This window comes from Alphaproteobacteria bacterium (assembly GCA_018667735.1).
In the GTDB taxonomy this organism is placed as follows: Bacteria; Pseudomonadota; Alphaproteobacteria; order Rickettsiales; family JABIRX01; genus JABIRX01.
On the sequence record JABIRX010000016.1, the window covers coordinates 1 to 19466 of the forward strand.

The 19466-nt window shown below is 31.9% G+C and carries 12 protein-coding genes; 3 read left to right on the plus strand and 9 right to left on the minus strand.

The features are described 5' to 3' along the window. On the minus strand, window positions 1-375 hold a 375-nt coding region (locus tag HOH73_01945), incomplete at its 3' end, for a hypothetical protein (protein ID MBT5827622.1). Window positions 376-516: 141 nt separating this feature from the next. On the opposite strand from HOH73_01945, the gene coaD reads away from it, so the two are divergent. Next, window positions 517-1005 carry a pantetheine-phosphate adenylyltransferase gene (gene coaD, locus HOH73_01950; GenBank protein MBT5827623.1) on the plus strand — a complete coding sequence of 163 codons (489 nt, stop codon included), beginning with the start codon at window positions 517-519 and terminating at the stop codon, window positions 1003-1005. A 2-nt stretch (window positions 1006-1007) separates the two neighbouring features. Here the strand turns inward: coaD and HOH73_01955 are convergent, their stop codons facing one another. Genes HOH73_01955 through pdhA form a run of 4 tightly spaced genes read right to left on the minus strand, consistent with a single transcriptional unit; the run spans window position 1008 to window position 5477 of the window. Beyond that, window positions 1008-2147 (minus strand): hypothetical protein, encoded by a 1140-nt coding sequence (locus HOH73_01955; protein ID MBT5827624.1) that lies wholly within the window; start codon window positions 2145-2147, stop codon window positions 1008-1010. After that, window positions 2144-3460, minus strand: a complete 1317-nt coding sequence (locus HOH73_01960; GenBank protein ID MBT5827625.1) for a pyruvate dehydrogenase complex dihydrolipoamide acetyltransferase — start codon at window positions 3458-3460, stop codon at window positions 2144-2146. The genes HOH73_01955 and HOH73_01960 overlap by 4 nt, the downstream gene beginning before the upstream one ends. 18 nt (window positions 3461-3478) lie before the next feature. Next, the gene (locus HOH73_01965) at window positions 3479-4462 is read right to left on the minus strand and encodes a pyruvate dehydrogenase complex E1 component subunit beta (protein MBT5827626.1); all 984 of its coding nucleotides are present in this window, start codon (window positions 4460-4462) and stop codon (window positions 3479-3481) included. Between the two features lies 1 nt (window position 4463). Further along, window positions 4464-5477, minus strand: coding sequence for a pyruvate dehydrogenase (acetyl-transferring) E1 component subunit alpha (gene pdhA / locus HOH73_01970; GenBank protein MBT5827627.1), 1014 nt, complete (start codon window positions 5475-5477; stop codon window positions 4464-4466). A 153-nt stretch (window positions 5478-5630) separates the two neighbouring features. Here pdhA and HOH73_01975 point away from each other — a divergent pair, with 153 nt between their 5' ends. Together HOH73_01975 and alr are read left to right on the plus strand one after the other, a co-directional pair. Beyond that, window positions 5631-7076 carry a replicative DNA helicase gene (locus tag HOH73_01975; protein ID MBT5827628.1) on the plus strand — a complete coding sequence of 482 codons (1446 nt, stop codon included), beginning with the start codon at window positions 5631-5633 and terminating at the stop codon, window positions 7074-7076. Continuing rightward, complete coding sequence (gene alr / locus HOH73_01980) at window positions 7076-8185, plus strand: alanine racemase (protein ID MBT5827629.1); 1110 nt, start codon at window positions 7076-7078, stop codon at window positions 8183-8185. The genes HOH73_01975 and alr overlap by 1 nt, the downstream gene beginning before the upstream one ends. A gap of 949 nt (window positions 8186-9134) precedes the next feature. Here the strand turns inward: alr and ispE are convergent. From ispE to HOH73_02000, 4 genes are all read right to left on the minus strand, one after another. Continuing rightward, the gene (gene ispE, locus HOH73_01985; GenBank protein MBT5827630.1) at window positions 9135-9983 is read right to left on the minus strand and encodes a 4-(cytidine 5'-diphospho)-2-C-methyl-D-erythritol kinase; all 849 of its coding nucleotides are present in this window, start codon (window positions 9981-9983) and stop codon (window positions 9135-9137) included. Next, entirely contained in the window at window positions 9976-12735 is a 2760-nt protein-coding gene (locus HOH73_01990; protein MBT5827631.1) for a hypothetical protein, read from the minus strand. The genes ispE and HOH73_01990 overlap by 8 nt, the downstream gene beginning before the upstream one ends. After that, a complete protein-coding gene (locus HOH73_01995) occupies window positions 12736-19068 on the minus strand; it encodes a hypothetical protein (protein ID MBT5827632.1) in 6333 nt (2110 codons plus the stop codon). Window positions 19069-19071: 3 nt separating this feature from the next. Continuing rightward, window positions 19072-19466 (minus strand): hypothetical protein (locus HOH73_02000; protein ID MBT5827633.1); only part of this gene is annotated, 395 nt, incomplete at its 5' end.

Sequence of the window (19466 nt, forward strand, 5' to 3'; positions counted from 1 at the left end):
AACAGTATCAGAATCTGTATCAGTTGTAGAATCAGAATCACCACCATCGGTCACAGAATCACTATCAGTAACGGTATCTGTATCTGTAACAGTATCAGAATCTGTATCAGTTGTAGAATCAGAATCACCACCATCGGTCACAGAATCACTATCAGTAACGGTATCTGTATCTGTAACAGTATCAGAATCAGAATCTGTATCAGTTGTAGAATCAGAATCACCACCATCGGTCACAGAATCAGAGCTGGAATCATCGGTAATAATATTATCAACGGGATTATTTGTACTCGTGTCCGAGCGAGCACCAGCACCCCCGCCACCAGAACATGAAAATAGGCACAAAATACCTATATAAAATAAAATGAATTTATACACTTACTCAACTCCTCAATTAAGTAGGCGTAATATTAGCAATTTAATTTATTTTCACAAGCTTTATTTGATTAAAAATCATATTCTATTTAAAACTAGAAAATAATATCTAGTTAATATATTATTAGGTTAATTAATAGAACTATGAAAGCAATATATCCTGGCACATTTGATCCAATCACAATAGGTCATCTCGACATTATCAAGAGAGCTGCGCAAATTTTTGATAACTTAACAATAGCAATAGCTAAAAACCCTAGCAAGAAACCATTATTCAGTCAAAAAGAGCGAGAAGAATTGGTAATAAAGTCAATTAAAGAACATAATAATATAAATCACAAAAATATTAATGTAGTAAAGTTCTCAGGATTATTAGTAGATTTTGCAGCAAAAAGTGAAATTTCTGTTTTAATTAGAGGCTTAAGAGCAATTTCAGACTTTGAATATGAATTTCAAATGTCTTGCATGAATAGTAAATTAAATTCAGAAATACAAACTATATTCTTACCAGCATCTGATCAGGTGCAATTCATATCATCCAGATTTGTCAAGCAAATAGCCTCGCTAGGTGGAGATGTGGCACATTTAGTAAGTGAATCTGTTTATCAGGAGATTTATAAGAAACTTAAATAATATTAAAAATCTTTGCTACTATATAACATTAAGCCAAAAGAAGATTTTCTAACATTTGAGCTATCTTTTTCATACTTTCTACCGAGAGTTAAAACTAAATTGTCATTTATGTCATAACCAACAGATAATTCATTTTGATTAGCATTAGATAAACCAGTTACATCAACATCTTTTGTTAATCTATTTAAATTCAAAGACCAATTTTGATATTTGAATGATGTAATTAAAGTTAAATATTCGTAATTTGCTGCAACTATATTATCAGAAAACTCTGGGCCAAAACGATCATTTGTTGAGTTGAAATTTTGGATATTACTATATTCTGCAAAAGTAAAAATATTTAGAGAAGAAAAATTATTTTTATTCCCAATGGAAAAAGAATAGCCAGATTCATCTGAAATATTAGCAAGCGTGTTACCAGCATCTATATTTCTATATGATATATTATAAAAAAATTCTGGAATATTATATATATCTTTGCCGCTCAAAGACAGTGTATATGATGACAAACTATCTGTATTACCCGCTTTACCAGCATCTCCAAGAGTTAAATCTCTTCTAGTGATTGTAGATTCACTTAAGTCCGTATCATCATTATAAAAACTATTTATAGAAATAAGATGTTTACCATAATTATCTAAGTTGATTTTAGCACTTAAACCAACACCTAATTTATTTTGTAATCTATATTCATCAGCATAATCAGAGCCCCAAATTGCAGAATTTAATTTTTCATCATGACCTAAAGCATAATTAGGCTCAAATTTACCAATTAAGAAGAACAAATCATCTTGCTCAAATTTATAATAAAGCTTATTCAAAACTAAGCCCTCATCTTCAAAAAAAATATTTTGTTTATCCTCATTAGGGCTTTTAAGGTTTAAAAAACTCCATTTATTAATGAAGGAGCTTCTATTTGTTAAATTTAGTTTAAACTCTGGTGAATATTCTAAAAAATAGTTAGAATATTTCATAGAATTATCAATAGTAGAGTTATCTGAATCCTTGTAAGATATATCCTTATTTAGTTGAAGTTTTAACCAATAATCACCCTCTAAATTAGGATAATTATCAGCACTAGCTTGACTGTAAGCAATAAAATTAATTAAAGCTAAAACTAAATAACATCTTGTTTTATTCATAATAGTAATAAAGCTGGATTTTCTATGTAATGTTTAAACGAACTAAGTAACTCTGCACCTACTGCGCCATCTACTACCCTGTGATCACATGATAATGAGACTGTCATTGCATCAATTGCTTTAAATTGATCATTCTCAACAACAACTTTCTTTTCTCCCGTTCCCACCGCTAAAATTGCACTTTGTGGCGGGTTAACTATAGCATTAAATTGTTTAATTCCAAACATGCCTAAATTAGATATACTAAAGCCTCCTCCTTGAAATTCCTCGGGTTTCAAAGTACCCGATTTAGCCTTAAATACTAATTTTTTCATTTCAGCAGAAATAGCTATAATAGATTTTTGCTCAGCATTATGAATAATAGGCGTAATTAAACCATCATCTATTGCAACAGCAACCGATATATCTACATTATTATATTGTAAAGTGGCTTCTTCCGTCCATGAAGCATTAGCAGCTGGAACCTTTTTTAAAGCCATGGCAGATGCTTTAATAATAATATCATTTACACTTATACGATATGCAGCTTTACCAGACTCATCTTTTGGTGCAGCAGAGTTTAACTGAGCGCGTAATTTTAATAAGTCGCTTATATTACAATCCAATGTTAAATAAAAATGCGGAATATTTTGCTTAGCATGTAACAATCTTGCTGCTATTACTTGTCTAATATTGTTATTTGGAATTACTTTATATTCCTCTTCATTACGGCTTATAATATTAGAAGATACAGGCTGACTTAAAAAATTCATTACGTCCTCTTTAACCACCCTGCCCTTTGGACCAGTGCCATTAACACTAGCTAAAGAAAGATTATTTTGTTCTGCAATTTTTCTGGCTACAGGGGATGAAAATGAGTTATTATTATCATTAACTCTTTTAATTACTGTAAGCTGATCATTAGCTGCAGAGTTTTTTACTAAACTTGGCTTTGTTTTTACACTTTCTGTAGGTGTAACAATTGTCTTTGTTTCTAATTGTGGCTTCTCTAACTCTTGTTTAGCTTCGTCTTTTACTTGCCCAGTCTCATTTTTCTTAGGCTTATAATCAGCAAGACTAGCTTCGCTCTCATCTTCTTCTAGTAATAATGCGATGACTTCGTTAACTAAAACATTTTTACTTCCTTCAGCTACAAGAATCTTGCCTATTTTCCCTTCATCTACAGCTTCCACTTCCATTGTTGCTTTATCTGTTTCAATTTCAGCTATAACCTCTCCTGCGGAAACTTCATCTCCTTCTTTTTTTAACCATTTCGCTAGATTACCATCTTTCATAGTAGGTGATAAAGCGGGCATTAAAATTTCAATTGGCATAATTTACCTATGTTATAATTATTTTTTGTTACAAATTTGCATTGCAGCGTAAAAAATGTCATCACTTGATGGCAAGGCTAATTTTTCTAAATTAGCCGCATAAGGTAATGGCACATCTTTGGCACATATCTTCTTCGGCTCAGCATCTAAATAGTCAAAAGCTGACTCACAAACTATACTACATATCTCAGAGCCAATTCCACTAACACCCCAGCCTTCTTCTACTGTAATTATACGATTTGTTTTTTTAACTGAGTTTATAATAGTCTCTTTATCTAACGGTCTTATAGTTCTTAAATCTATCACTTCTGCACTAATACCATTTTTTTCCAATCTGTCAGCAGCTTCTAAAGCTCTTTCAACTGAAATAGAAAAAGCTGTTATAGTAACATCAGATCCTTTTTTAATTATACGAGCTTTACCTATCTCTATATTTTCGATTTCATCTTTATTTAACTCAAACTCGTAACCATAAGTAATTTCATTTTCAAGAAAAATTACTGGGTTGGGAGATTTTATGGCCTTTTTAAGCAAGGCTTTACTATCAGTTGCGTCATAAGGAGCTATTACCTCTAAACCTGGTATATGGTTATACCAAGCAGCGTAACATTGTGAATGCTGCGCACCAACTCTAGCTGCAGCACCATTTGGCCCTCTAAATACGATTGGACATTTAACTTGCCCTCCTGACATATAATGAGTTTTAGCTGCAGAGTTAATTATTTGGTCAATTGCCTGCATTGCAAAATTAAAAGTCATAAATTCAACAATTGGTTTTAAACCAGCCATCGCACTACCAATTGCTATACCTGCAAAACCATGCTCTGTGATCGGAGTATCAATCACACGATCAGAGCCAAACTCATCCAGTAAACCCTGACTTACTTTATAAGCGCCTTGATATTCTGCAACCTCTTCTCCCATTAAGTAAACATTTTTATCTAGCCTCATTTCTTCGGCCATTGCGTCTCTTAGGGCTTCTCTAACTGTTATTTTAGTCATATTATTTATTATTATATATATCTGTCCATAATTCAGAAGCTAAAGGTTCTTTGCTATTTTTAGCAAATTCAATAGCTTCCTCAATAATTAATTTTATTTTTTTATCATGCTCTTTAAGCGTCTTTTCATCAACTAATTTGCGTTCAATACCCCAATTTTTGAAATTAGCAATTGGATCATCATTAGTCTTATAATCATCCACTTCTTCTTTTTTACGATATTTAGCAGGATCTGACATTGAATGACCCCTGTAGCGATATGTTTCCATTACAAGTAATTCAGGACCATTTCCAGCTCTAACAGAATTAGCAGCAGTTAGCATTGCATCTTTAACTGCAAAGAAATCTTGTCCATTTACCTTAGTGCCTTTGATGCCAAAAGGTTTTCCTCTTTCTTCAAACTTAGCTGTTGCAGTAGATCTTTGCACACTGGTACCCATACCATATTTGTTGTTCTCAATTACAAATATAACTGGTAAATTCCATAATTTCGCCATATTAAAAGACTCATATACTTGCCCTTGATTTGCAGCTCCATCACCAAAAAATGTCACAGCAATTCTGTTTTCTTTTCTATATTTGAAAGCAAAACCAACACCCGCACCAATTGGAACTTGAGCGCCAACTATACCATGTCCACCATAAAAGTTTTTTTCTGTGTCAAATAAATGCATAGAACCTCCTTTACCTCTAGAAACACCTGTTTCCTTTCCAAAAAGCTCTGCCATTATATATTTTGGGTCCGTACCACAGGCTAAAATATGCGCGTGGTCTCTGTAGCTTGTAACCATTGCGTCATCGTCATTTAAAGCTGCTTTAATTCCCATAACCACTGCTTCTTGCCCTATATATAAATGGCAAAAACCACCTATAAGACCCATTCCATATGCTTGTCCCGCTTTTTCTTCAAATCGTCTAATTAGCACCATGTCATGGTAATATTTTAAGAAATCTTCCTTGGTTAAATTGTTTTTAGCTTTTTCTGTAGTAGCTTTGCTAGAAGAGTTTTGCACCATATTAAACTAATAATATTATATTTATAAGCTAGGCATTAAACCATGAGAAATTAATAATATCAAGATCTTTGATAGTGCTAGAAAAAATCTCTGTATTTATATTATAAATAAGTATAAATATATGGTAGTAAAAGAATATATACCATCAATTCAATGAAAGACATTAATCCTGAAATTTTATTCAGCAACACTGGTGAGCAAGAAAAACAAAATACAGAGCCGCACAACACTGATGCAGAGCAACTTATATTAGGATATCTTCTCTCCAATAACGAAGCGTATAGTCAAGTTGGTGATTTCTTAAGAGATGAGCATTTTTTTGAGCCAGTTCACCAAAAAATTTATAAAACTGTAAATGATTTTTTTAACAAAGGTTTAATCGCAACACCTATTACTTTGAAAGGTTATTTTGAGAATGAGGAACAATTACAAGAATTTGGCGGCAACAAATATCTAAATGACTTAGCTGCACTATCTGCCAGCCCTATAAATATTAAGGAATATGCAAAATTAATTTTTGATCTTTATTTAAAAAGAAAATTAAAATCGATTGGAAATGCTGTGGTAACAGAAATCGCAGATCAAACCAAGCTAAACCCTTCGAGCGCAATCATTGAACAAACTGAGCAAAAATTATTTTCCTTGGCCTCAGAAGGTAATTTAGAAGGAGATTTTAAAAAGTTAAATGTTTCATTGAGTAACGCATTAGAAACCGTACAAAATTCTATAGATTCAAATGGCTTTTGTGGCATTCCAACAAACCTACTAGATTTAGATAAGTTACTTGGAGGTATCCAAGACTCTGACTTACTTATCTTAGCTGGTCGACCTTCTATGGGTAAAACAGCTCTTGCAATTAATATCGCTTTAAATTCATGTGAGCATTTTAATGATAAAGAAGATAAAAAATCAGTTGGTTTTTTCTCACTTGAAATGTCCTCTGAGCAATTAGCAAGTAGAATGATAGCGATGAAGTCCGGCATAAATGCTAAAAAATTCCGTAGTGGTAATTTTACAAAAGAAGATTTTGAACTTGTTATTAAAGCCAATAAAGCTTTACACAACTTGAATTTCTTTATAGATGATACACCAGCTTTATCAATCTCTGCCATAAGAACAAGAGCTAGAAGACTTAAAAGACAAAATAATTTAGGGCTCTTAGTAATTGATTATTTACAGTTAGTCAGAGCTACAGGTAGTGAGAACCGAGTACAAGAAATCTCAGAAATAACGCAAGGTTTAAAAGCTATTGCCAAGGAATTAAATATACCAGTAATGGCGCTTTCACAACTATCTAGAGCCGTGGAGCAAAGAGATGATAAAAGACCTCAATTATCTGACCTGCGTGAATCTGGAAGTATTGAGCAAGATTCTGATGTGGTAATGTTCATTTTTAGAGAACAATATTACATTGAAAGATTAAAACCTAGTGAGGATAACCCTACTAAATTTAGCGAGTGGCAGCAAAAAATGAGTCATGTTTCGAATAAAGCTGAAGTTATGATAGCTAAACAAAGACATGGACCAATTGGTAATGTGTCGATTCATTTTGACCCTAGTACGACAAAATTTGACAACTTAGCTAATGAGGTAATTTAATGTATTTAAATTCTTTTTTTGATGCTACCTTATATGTTAATTTACAGGCTGTTCAAAAGAATTATTTAACATTACAGCAAAAATCCTTTCCGGCTAAATGTGCAGCTACGATAAAAGCTAATGCTTATGGTTTAGGTGTCAATAGCATTTTAAATAGCTTATATGAAGTTGGCTGTAGAGATTTCTTTACTGCAACATTAGGTGAAGCAATTTATTTGCGTAAAATCAAAGAAGATATTAATATTTATATTTTTCATGGCCTAAAAGAAAATGAATGTGATGAGTTTTTTAAGCATAATTTAACCCCTATATTAAACTCTATTGACGAAATAAAAATTTGGCAAAATTACGCTAAAAAGAAGCGTCTTATACTTTCTGCAAACATACATTTTGATACTGGCATAAATCGCTTAGGTCTTAATTTTGAAGATCTAAAATTATTTAAAAGCAATAAAATAAAATATGATCAAATCAAAATAGAATATATTATGAGTCACCTTGCTTGTTCTAATGAGCATGACAATCCAAGAAACCAGCTTCAACTTGAACAAGTCTTAGAATTAAAAGAAGTTTTTCCAAAACAAAAATTCAATCTGGCAAATTCTTCAGCTATATTTTTAGATAAAAAATATCATTTCGATATGGTAAGACCTGGGGCAGCCTTATTTGGCATTAATCCTACTCCATATCTTAAGGAAAATCCAATGGATCAAGTGGTTACTCTAACTACTAAAGTTATTCATATTAGAGAGGTTAAGCAAAATGGTATGGTAGGATATGGTAATATTTGCCCTATAAAAAAAGGGATGAGACTTGCTACCATCCCAATTGGTTATGCTGATGGTTATTTACGCTCATTAACTAATCGTGGTTATTGTTATTTAAAAGGTAATATCATTCCAACTTTAGGCAAAATCTCCATGGATATGACAATTATTGATATTAGTAATTTTAACAAGAATGAGATAAAAATAGGTGATGAAGTAGAAATTATTGGCAAAAATATAGATTTATCAGAATTAGCCAAACAAGCAGGAACCATTTCTTATGAAATTTTAACTTCTTTTAGTGGTAGGTTTAAAAAAGTTTATGTTGCTTATCAAGGTTAGATCTTAACCTTCAGCAAATATAAGAAATATAATATTTAGTTAACCCCACTAAATTAAATTTTATATAAATAATTTGCAAAATCTTCTTAATGAAATTTCTTATAAAATAATCATTACCTTATTTAGCAAAAAAAGATCACTAGATTTAATTATTTCTCTGGTGTAATTGAGTAATATTCTTAAATTTAACCAGTCTCCAGATAAAATACTATTTATTTCATTACTACCGCACTCCCTTAAATCTGTAATTACCTAATTTTGATCTTACTTCATATAGCTAGTAATAAATTCAATTGCTTACCTTCTTTTGAATTTATTGTTTAAATAAAATTTCTCTTTGGTTAGAGATAGAGATTATGATAATTATGCTCTTCATTCATTTTGCAACACTTTAATCCTTATAAATAGTAGCTTCTTTTATTTGAATTACTTTGCTTGAGTATTCCCTTATGGTGATTAATGGTTAAAGACTAAGCGCTCTAGAAGCTGGTCTTACTGCAGAAAATTATAATCAAAGAAATATTGCCAATATAGCTGTTCTAGTTAATGATCAACTACTGCCTTATCTGATAGATCATTAATATTTTGTAATATGAAAAATCTAACCCAAAACTAACTTGTATAGTGGCTGATGCATCTTTACTAAAGTTACTATCACTATGCGCAGCTTCACTTTTTTACTAAAACATGCCGCAAAATCTATTTGGATAAAAATATAACCTTATATTTTAGGCTTAGTTAAAAGTTTAACCTAGATTTGATCTAAATTATCTTAATAATGATCGTTTTTAAATGGCTTAATAGAAAAATATATTATTGCTTGCATAATTTTAACCAGAAAAGAATTTTATTATAAATTATTCAATATTAAACTAACTCTAAAACCAAGCAGCTTTAGTCAAGTTAACTGTGTAATCTGTTTACATAACCATAATAAAAAATAAGCAGCTTATATTTCTGCTAACATATTAGATTTCAAAATTAGATAATCGACAAATTTCGCTTTTAAGTCATTATATAAAACATTTAGATCATGTGAATCTTTAGCAATGATAAAACAAGTTGGCCCTGTACCAGTTAAACGAATAAAATATTTATCTTGGTTAATATAATTATAGATGTTTGCTAATTTTTGATCTTTTTCTAAAGCTATATCAGTTAAATCATTTTTAGTATTAGCTAAAAATTCTAATAATGCTTTTTTATTTTCAAATTTAGTTGGATAAATTTTCATTTTATTACTAAAACTTTGTTTTGAAAAAGCTGCAAAAACATCCTTGGTCTTAATTTGAGTTTTAGGATTAATAATTAACAAAGGAATTTTAGGGTAAGTTGTTTTATCATTTAATATCTCGCCTATACCAGACACATATCTAGAATAATTAGTAAGAAAAAATGGAATATCAGCACCAAATTTAAGCGCAAAGTTAATTTTCTCTGAAAGTGAAACTTCAATTGAGAAATAATCATATAAAAAGTTTATTATACAAGCAGCATTAGAAGAGCCACCCCCCATACCTGCAGCCATTGGTACAGATTTGTGATGCGTGATATAGAACTTTTCTTTAATTTTATATAATGCTAAGAAATTTATTAAAACTTTATAAATTAAATTTTCTTTATTATTTAGCTCATAATTTGTGTTTATAATGTGATTTTCAGCACTAATAGATGCAATAGAAATTAAATCATAAAGCTCAATATATGAGAATAAACTATCTAAAATATGATAATTATCTTTTTGACCATTTATATGTAAATATAAATTAATCTTTGCATATGATTTTAGATTAATCATCTTCTTCTACTCGAGCATAAGTACCTTCAGCAGACTGATCTGGTGAACCTTCTGTATTGACTTGGTTTACATCAGATTCGCCACCTGGATCAATTCCGCCACCTGAATCAGGTGATGAACTATGTGCAGCTTGATCGTCATCAGCTTTTGAACCAAATCCATCACTTATCTCACCTTCACTGTCACCAGTTTTTGTACCCCCTGTACCTTCTTTTAGGTTTGGAAATTCAGCCTTAATTCTAGATTGAGCAAAATTGGAAGATAATGATGATTTTTCATCATTTTCAATAGCTCTATTAGTATCTTCTTCACTATAGCCCTTAGCACTCATGCTTTCACGAATCTTATCATGCAATTCATCTTTATTATTGAATTTGTCTCCACTATCTTTTATGCCACGCACAGTTTGCCTTAGATCTTGATTTGTAAATTTATTATCAAATAATTTATCTACTTTATCATCTAATTTCATACCAGCATCACCAGAAGTGTGTTTACTTAAATCTTTAGAAATAAATGAATCTCGCATTTTTCTTTCTTGCCCTTTTGTCATAACCCTCCTACCAGCTGATCTTCTTTGGGCGTTAGCAAGTGACACTTTAAAATCATCCATGGCTTTACGCATTTCACCCTTAGCTACTGTCAAAGGATTTAAACTTTTATTACCATATCTTTCATCTTTTGCTTTATCTCTAGCAAGAGCTTTTTTAACTTCCTGTTTAAATTTGCCACTTCTTTTTAATTTATCAATCTCTTTATTGTTCAAGCCTTTTGCTTTCAAATCTGCAGTTACCTTTTTTTCTGCTTTAGCAAATTTTGCTTGCTTAGTTTTATTTATGAGACCACCAGACCATTTATGAGCTGCTTTGCTCATAAATGAAGGTAACATCTTCTCCGCTCCTAAAGAAAGTCCCCTACCTGCAGTTCTTTTCCAAGTTCCTTTCGCTTTGTTTTTTGCAAATTCTTCACCAGTATATTGTACCGTATTGATTACGGAATTAGTTATCCTTGCTACGCCTTCCAATGATACACCATCTGAAATTTTATCTGCTATTTTAGGTATTTCATCAACAAAATATTGTATGATTAAAGCAGTTAAAAACAACAAGAATATTTGTGTCAAATCTATCTGTAAACTTGAAACACTATTGATTGTATTATTTGTTGAATTAAATTCGTAGATATCACCTATTACAAAATATTCAATAGAAAATATCACAAGATCTACTACAGTTTGCCAGCAAACATCATAATATAGCATTTCATACATAAAATGTGTAACCATAGTTAAAAAGATACCTACAAAAACAAATAACATCATAGGCTGGATAGCCGCGCCAATTAGAGCTTTTAACCAAGGCTCAAAATAATTTTCTCTAGTATATTTAAATAAAGAAAAAATTAGAAATATAGGTGCCATAGATAATAATATAGTCATAAGCATAGTTATTATTATAAAAATAACCGTTAATTTAATCATAGAAAATGTAAAAACCCAGAATGCATAATATAAAGCTAAAATTAGCAACCAACCAAATTGATGTGAAAATAATAACCCCCATATTTTATAAGCAATTGCCTCTGAAAAAAACATAAGAACTACATTATCGACATTTTCCAAAACGGAGCTATCAACATAAGAAAGACGTGTTGTCGAAATATAATCTTTATTTTCAATAGCATTACTAAATGCCTCTAAAACTATATTTGCTAAAACATAGCTACCATCCCAAAATAAAGTTACCACATATTTATCAAAAAATTCCCAACCTCCACTAGGATTTAATAAAGCAACAATAATGGCAAAACGAAATGTAAGGTGAAATACTGAATATATTGATAAATTTATAAAACCTAAAAAATAACCAAGAGCAGTAAACATAACAAAAAATAGCAAAGCTATTTGATATATATTATTATATATAGAAGAATCTATGTAAGCATTGTAAGATATTTTTACCAGATCTTCAGCAGGATCAGTAAAGGCTCTTGCTGCCGCTTCCAAAAAACCAGCCTCTTCTATTCTTGCTCCTTGCAAAAACAATAAATCCATAGGGTCTTCTGATATTGTTATTTGTCCATCAACTGGATTAGATATTTCTTTTCCATTAATTCCTCTTTGGATAGAACCAAACACATTATCTCCATAATAATCATCTATCACTTTCAAATATATTTTTATTGAGGACCAATTATCTGCACCTAAAAATGCCTTTATATTAGTTTCTAAATCTGCTAACTCCATTTCAAATAACCAAGCATCAAGATTACTGTCATATTTATAAAAACTAGGATGAATTAATGAATAACTCACCTCTTTTTCACTCCTATCCACAGCAAAGGAAACTTCTATACCCATACCATATGGAAACCAGCATATATTATGTTCTGATGTACCACCATCAGGGCATTCAATTGGCTCTTTTAATATATAGTTATTAGCTACTAAGTCAAAATCGTCTAATATACTACATACCTTATTTGGAGTGTTACATGTTCCGGCTCCAACATTAGCACTAGTAGACCAAGCACCTCTTATTTGTATTTTTAAATCATCCCCATTTAATACATATCCTGTATATGATGATTGTGTTACATGAATAATTTCATTAATCACTTCAATATTATCTCCATTTATTGGTATGGAGGATCCAGGCTGACCAAAATCTGCCGCATCAATACATCTAAAACTCATATCACATGAATTGATAAAAAATAATGATATTAATATGATTAAGTATTTCTTTAGCATTTATGACCTACGTAAGGATTGCTCTTGACTTTCAAGAGAACTTATTTTTTGCTCTAAACGTTGTTTTTCTGTTTGTCCCGCAGTAGTATTGGTGTCAATAGTATCTAATTTTAATCTTAATTGTCCTATTTCAAACTTCTTAGCATCTGCAAGCTGTCTTTTATAAGCGTCTCTCGCATCCGTTAATATTTTTTTATCTGGTGCTCCCAAAGAATCAGAAGCAGTCTTTAATTGCTCACCTTTCACCTGATATAAATAATTTGCTAATTTTTCTTGCTCTAAAGTTTTTTCTGTAAGATTTTTTTCTAAGTTAGTTATCGTGTTAATATCAACTTGCAGTATACTCTTCTCATAAAAGCTTTTCTCCTGAAACCCTTTAATCTTAGGCTGTAAAGCTATTCTTTCGTTATCAATAATAGTTCTTTTATCTTTTAATTCCTTTTCTAATTCAGTTAATCTAGCTTCAGCATCTTTACTTAAAGTTACATTAGCTGCTGAGATTAAAGCTCTATTTTCTACAAGTAGTGCTTTCTTCACACCTTCTTCTGTTTCTTTATGACGATATAACCCTAATTTACTTATTATATCTTTTTTATCTTCATCATTATATTCAACCAACCCTAATTCTTGTTTTTTCTTACGAATTTCAGCTTCATAATGTTGAACATTTTGATTTTCTATTGCACTTTTTAACGCCTTTAATTCCTCCTCTACCTCTGTCTTTCTTTGCTCTCCTTCTTGAAGTGATGCTAATTCTAATTCTTTTTCTTTTTCCCTAATTATATCTTCTTGACCTTTTAACCAAGCTTTATCTGCTTCTAACATTTCTAAATCTTTTGACCTTTGCTTATCTAATTCAGCTATGTCTTCTAATCTATCACGCTGGCTGCTCAATATAGCTTCTCTTCTTTTATCAAATCCCTTCAGCTCTTCTTCCATGTAAGCCTTATCTGAGCTTATTTCTTCTATTAAGTGACGAATTCTAGCTTTTTCACCCGGATTATCCTTTGGATTATCCATTATTGTTTGTAGCTTATTTATATTGCCCTCATATGACTTTTGTCTTTCAACTAAATTACCATTCGAGATTTTATTTTGTTCTAAAGCAGTTTTAACAGACATTCCAGCCCCAGATTTATCTAAATTAGCTCTCCTATAACCAGCATTTATAGCCTTAGGTACTAATAAAGTAACATCTTTAACCAGAGAAGCAGGGCTAAGTGTCATAATATCACGCTTGATAGCTGAAGCAGAGTCAGGAACTGAACGAGCAGCAGCGGAAGCAGAGTCATAAACTGAACGAGCAGCAGTTGAAGAAACTTTACTTGACATATATGTAAAGTCATCCCTATCTAAACTTTCATGGATAGCTTTTCTTTTGCTATCACTCATTTCATACTTTTCTAACTTTTTCTTCACTCTTGCTCTTATAGCTTTCTGAGCTTCTTTGTTTGACATAGCGCTATTTTTAGTAAATTCCCTAGCTTCTTTTATTTCCTTACTAACATAACCACGAACTTTATCATCATAACTTTTACCCCTACCAGATGGAACTGTTCTAGTGCCAAGCTTGTCTTTCATCAAATTTAATGGACCACTTTTTTTATAGGATTCCTCTAAAGAATTTGGTACGCCAGAAAGCTTATCATAAGCTCGTAAAAGGGACGTATTTTTTGATGGAGTCTGCTTACTTTTGCCTTTGAGTTTCTGCTCATTCTCATCCCAAATTTCTTTCAAGACTATTTTTCTATCTAATTTTTTAATCTTACTCATTAAAGCTTTTGCCTCAAGGCTACTTGGCTTCAATTTGTCATAAGCTACTTTTAGTTCTGTTTTTTCGTCTTTCAAACTTTTCAAGCCTTCTTTACTAGCTCCTTTATAAGTATTTCTTATAGCATTTGGCGCTATTAAAAGGGCAGTCTCAGTTATTTTATATAAATCGCCAGCTGCTGTTTTACCAGCTGATAATCCACCATGTCTACCCGTATTCTTAACAAAATTTGGCACTAATAAAGCGGTGTTCTTAGCTATGTTAAATGTATCTGAGAGAACACTTGATGTTGCTGATAATCCTGCGTTAAAAGCTCTTGATGGTGCTGATAATCCTAAGTTAGTAGCTCTAGTACTGGTTCTATCACCGGCTCTAGCCATACCTTTTGTAATTTGAAAGGCGGAATATGCAGCTCCACCTAAAACTGGTGATATTAATCTTTTCCTTAGAGACCCTCCTATATCACCAATTGCACCAAAAGTATCTTTCATCATTTGTTGACCAAGGTCTCCAGCTGCAACACCACCTCCACCACTCAATTTATTACCCAAGGCAGTTACCTTTTCTACCAATTCTTTAAATGCATATGCGATAACTAGAAAAAATAAGACTGTAGTTAAATCTGGACCTCTAGATACATTATATGAGGCTGAATATCTTGGATCAAAACCATGCAAACGCCAAAAGCTAAAAAACTCAAATTCAGGTAATATACCTATTTTTATAATCCACACAGGCTTCCAACAAACACCATAAAAGAACATTTGATAAAATATATCTACGATCAAATAAGAAAAAAATGCAATTGTAATAAATAAAAATAATAGCTGTATTGAATAGCTAATTACCATATTGAGCCAATTATCAAACATTCCTTTAGTTCGCTCAAATAAAGAAAATACTATAAAAATAGGCCCTACCATAAACAACATAACAAACACCAATTTTATTATAAAATATAATATTATCGATTTTCCGATAGCATAGAGAACTAAAAACAAAGCATAATATATTAAAACAAACAATATAACTCCAATGAATATAGGTGAGAAAAATACTGCTGAAATTTTAAAATGAATTGGAGGCTGAAAAAACAGATCAACTATCTCATCAATAAGACCATAAATGATATCTTCTGGTTCAAGGCCCAAAGTTGTATCAGACGAGTCTATATCTAAAAAACTTCCAGCTATAATAGAAGATAATTCGACAGAGCCCTCTTCAAAGATTTTTATAAAGTAGCTAAAATATTCCCATGAGCCAGGTGTTAATAATGTATATATTAAGCCTATCTTAAGCACTCTGAACAACAAATCGGTTTGTGTTATTTGCGTTAAACCTAGTAAAAATGTTGCAGCTGTAAGCGCAATATACAAGGTCATTGCTATTAATAATAAACTTTGAAATGTTGATCCCTCAGCTATTAATGACTCATAGAAGCTTTCTCTATACTCATCTGCAAATATACCAGTATCTTCAAATTTACTTTGTAATATATTTTTTAATTGTGTTATAGCCTTAACTTCTTTCGCTGCAAGAATAGTAATTTTATAAGTTCCCGCATTGTTTTTATATAGATCTTTTAACGATGAATCTACTGTACCATCTGCAGCTATTACTAAATTATCATCTTCAAACCAAGCACATTCTCTATTATCTTGTTGTAATATTGAGTCATCAACGACTCTTACAAATAATCTTCCTGTATTCCATGGAACACCTATGTAATTTGCAGAATCTAAAATTCTTCTGTTTGTGGCAATATCTTCCCCTATTCTAAATTCTACATTAGAAAAGCTTTTTAAACAAGAAGTTGGTGTACCAACTTCTATATCATATTCACCAAAATTATCCATTAAATTATCATAATGTATTGATGCATCTGGCCTATATTTGTAACCATAATATTTTATACCAGGGATTTCATATGCTGGAGTACATACTTTACCAACAAAAGGAACGTTTACACATACTTGTGGTATGGTAACTGGGCAGTCATCAGATAATGCTGTTGAACAAGCTGAACCAAATGTATTATCATTGGGAATATGACAACTATTAAATTTTTCCCAACAGCCAGCTCGCCAAGCTCTACCACCTGACTCACTTGGAGAACCACAATAACCTTGTGACTGATTAATTTTAAGCCATTCTCCACCCTTAGAACCGGTCGATCTACAATTACAATGAGGACCTTTGCTACTGAAGTACTCTCCAGCACAACAACCATATTCACTTACTATCTTATCACTTTCAGGCAATTTAAATTTTATGTAACCTGATAATGCCGTTGGTGAATTATAAAGAAAAACATCTTTATCACAATAATTATACATATTCTCATTAATACCTTCTGCTGCAGCACCAGATGCTGCATAATCTATAGTGTAAAAATATCTACTTGAATCATTCGCACAAGTATTTTCACTAACTATTAAATCTATTGGTGGGTAAGGGTTTTTTATAAACGCTTCAGTACTTGCAGCAGAACCATCTAGTAAAGCTGAACTTTCCGCTTCAATTAAACCTTCATAATATTCATTTGCTTTAGCTATATTTAATAATAAGTTTTGAGATTCATCTAACTCATTCTGAGTTGTTTCAGTTATAAAGCTTCCATCTACTACAGCTTTAATATCGTCGTAATATGTAATTAATTTAGCATAAATATATGCTGATAAAGTTTCTATATCACTCTTCGCTAGATAAGCATTAATATTATTTTTTTCATATAGCGAATTTTCTATATTTTTATCATCAAATAATGAGTAAATAGCGTTACGATTAAACGACAATTGTTCGCCTAAAAACAACTTAAACACTGATTCAACTAAAGAGTTTATTGTGTATTCAAATGAAATTTGATTTGCAGTTTTACCATCTAGTTGATCTTCTGCTAAAAGATTGCTCATTTCTTCATAAATATTTTTATTTGCTCCTAGCACTCCTATTTCAGCATAAACTTCACTGTAATTACTATTTAATTTTTGCTCTAAACTTTCTAACTCAGGCTGCAATACTTCATACCAAGCGGATATAGATGTAGTTTCTGCTACTTTAGCGCCAATATCAGATAAATAAGATGTGTAAATATTTTCTAAATAAGTTAACGCACTTGAATTTTCTTCATATCCTAGAGCGGTAAGATTATTTTTAGCTTGCTGCAAATATGATAAATCTGTAGTACCAACAACTATGCTATTAAAATAACCCTCAAGATCAAAAGATTTACCTGCATAAATATCTAACATATGTTTAATATAATATTCCAATATTTCATCAAGTTCTGCTTGAATATTGCTAATGATAACTTCATCCTCTAGATCAAGAGTAATGTTGGCCATTATTTCTTCTCTTATAGCTTCTATATCTAAAGCTGTAATAAAATTATTAATTTCTACCTGCTTTATGTCCATTAGCTTTTTATCAGCTAATATGTCATACTTAACTTCAAGACGTTCTGTTTCTTCAGTCTCAAACTCACTCTTCTTATTGTTGTAATCTAATGCAAGATCTGCAATTGCTTGGGATATGCCACTACCCACATTTTGGTCGACTACGGCCAAGGAAAGATTCCAAGTTGTCGTTGCAGCAACGCTATCTAAATCTGCAAATAGGCCTGCGTATATATTCCAACCCTCTGAATCCTCTGAATCCTTTGTATTTGTATCCAACCATATTCTTTCAATTTCAGTATATCTGCCTTTGTAACGATCCTCACTAGTAGAAAAGGTAGCTGCATTACAGCTACTATTTAATATATATGGTCCATAACCATCTAAAACTTTACCTGTATGCTCACCACTTTCTGAATGACTATTAAGCTTTCCTAATCCCAGTGCTAATTCTTCTTCTGTATAATCAAGGGTTTTACCGTTCTCTGTGGCTATAGTTTGTGCATTAGTATATGCTTGGCTTGCAGCTTGCGTTAAGGCGTCTCCAGTTAGAGGTCTTGGTATAGATATGTAAAAACTATCTACTCCACTTAAATAAAATGCACTTTTTTCCGATGACTCACTTTCAGAACATGCATAAGAATCTTTTGAGCCACTAGTAAAATATGGTTGCCAATCTTTTGCAACATTATTTTCAACACCAATTAACTCTGATTGTGTTTGTGTTAAATAACCAGTATGAAATTTTGTTACTGATTTTGTGCATGCCGCAACATTTTGTACAGATGATATTTCACCATCCTCATCTGTTTCAACCTCAAAAACAGGTGAACAAAAATTTGCAGCACCCGCTATTTTAAGACTTATTTTTCTATCTAAATCGACAATATTAATTCCTGTATCTAACCAATGATAAACTCCATTATTAGCTTCTATTATATTAGCACCACAATCTTTTGATAACCCAACATATGAAGCACTAATATCAACAGAACTAGATATAGTAACTGATTTAAAAGAATCACCCTCAAATGGATTAGAATTTAGCTTAAGATTATAGTAACCCATATTACCAAAATCAGCAGGGTGAATACAATCAATGCCATCGCAAGAAAAGCAAACTAAAAGAATTATGATTTTAAAATATAAACTTATTTTTTTAATCATTAGCTAATCTTCCCCCTCTTCATCCGATTCTAAGACTTCTAATAGTTCATCCACACTAGCTGGACCATCAGAACCTCTAACACCACCTTGAGTTCCTGGACCTCCAGCATAGTCATCTTCCTCCTCTTCACTACCTTCTGAACTATATCCGTCATCATCCATACTAGTGAATGTGGCGGCGGCTTCTAAGACTTCTAATAGTTCATCCTCACTAGCTGGATCATCAGAACTTCTAACACCACCTCGAGTTCTTGGATCTCCAACATAGTCATCTTCCTCCTCTTCACTACCTTCTGAACTATATCCGTCATCATCCGGACTAGCTGGGGCTACGGCTGGGGCTGGGGGTGCGGCTGAGGCTGAGGCTGGGGCTACGGCTGGGGCTGTGGCTGCGGGTG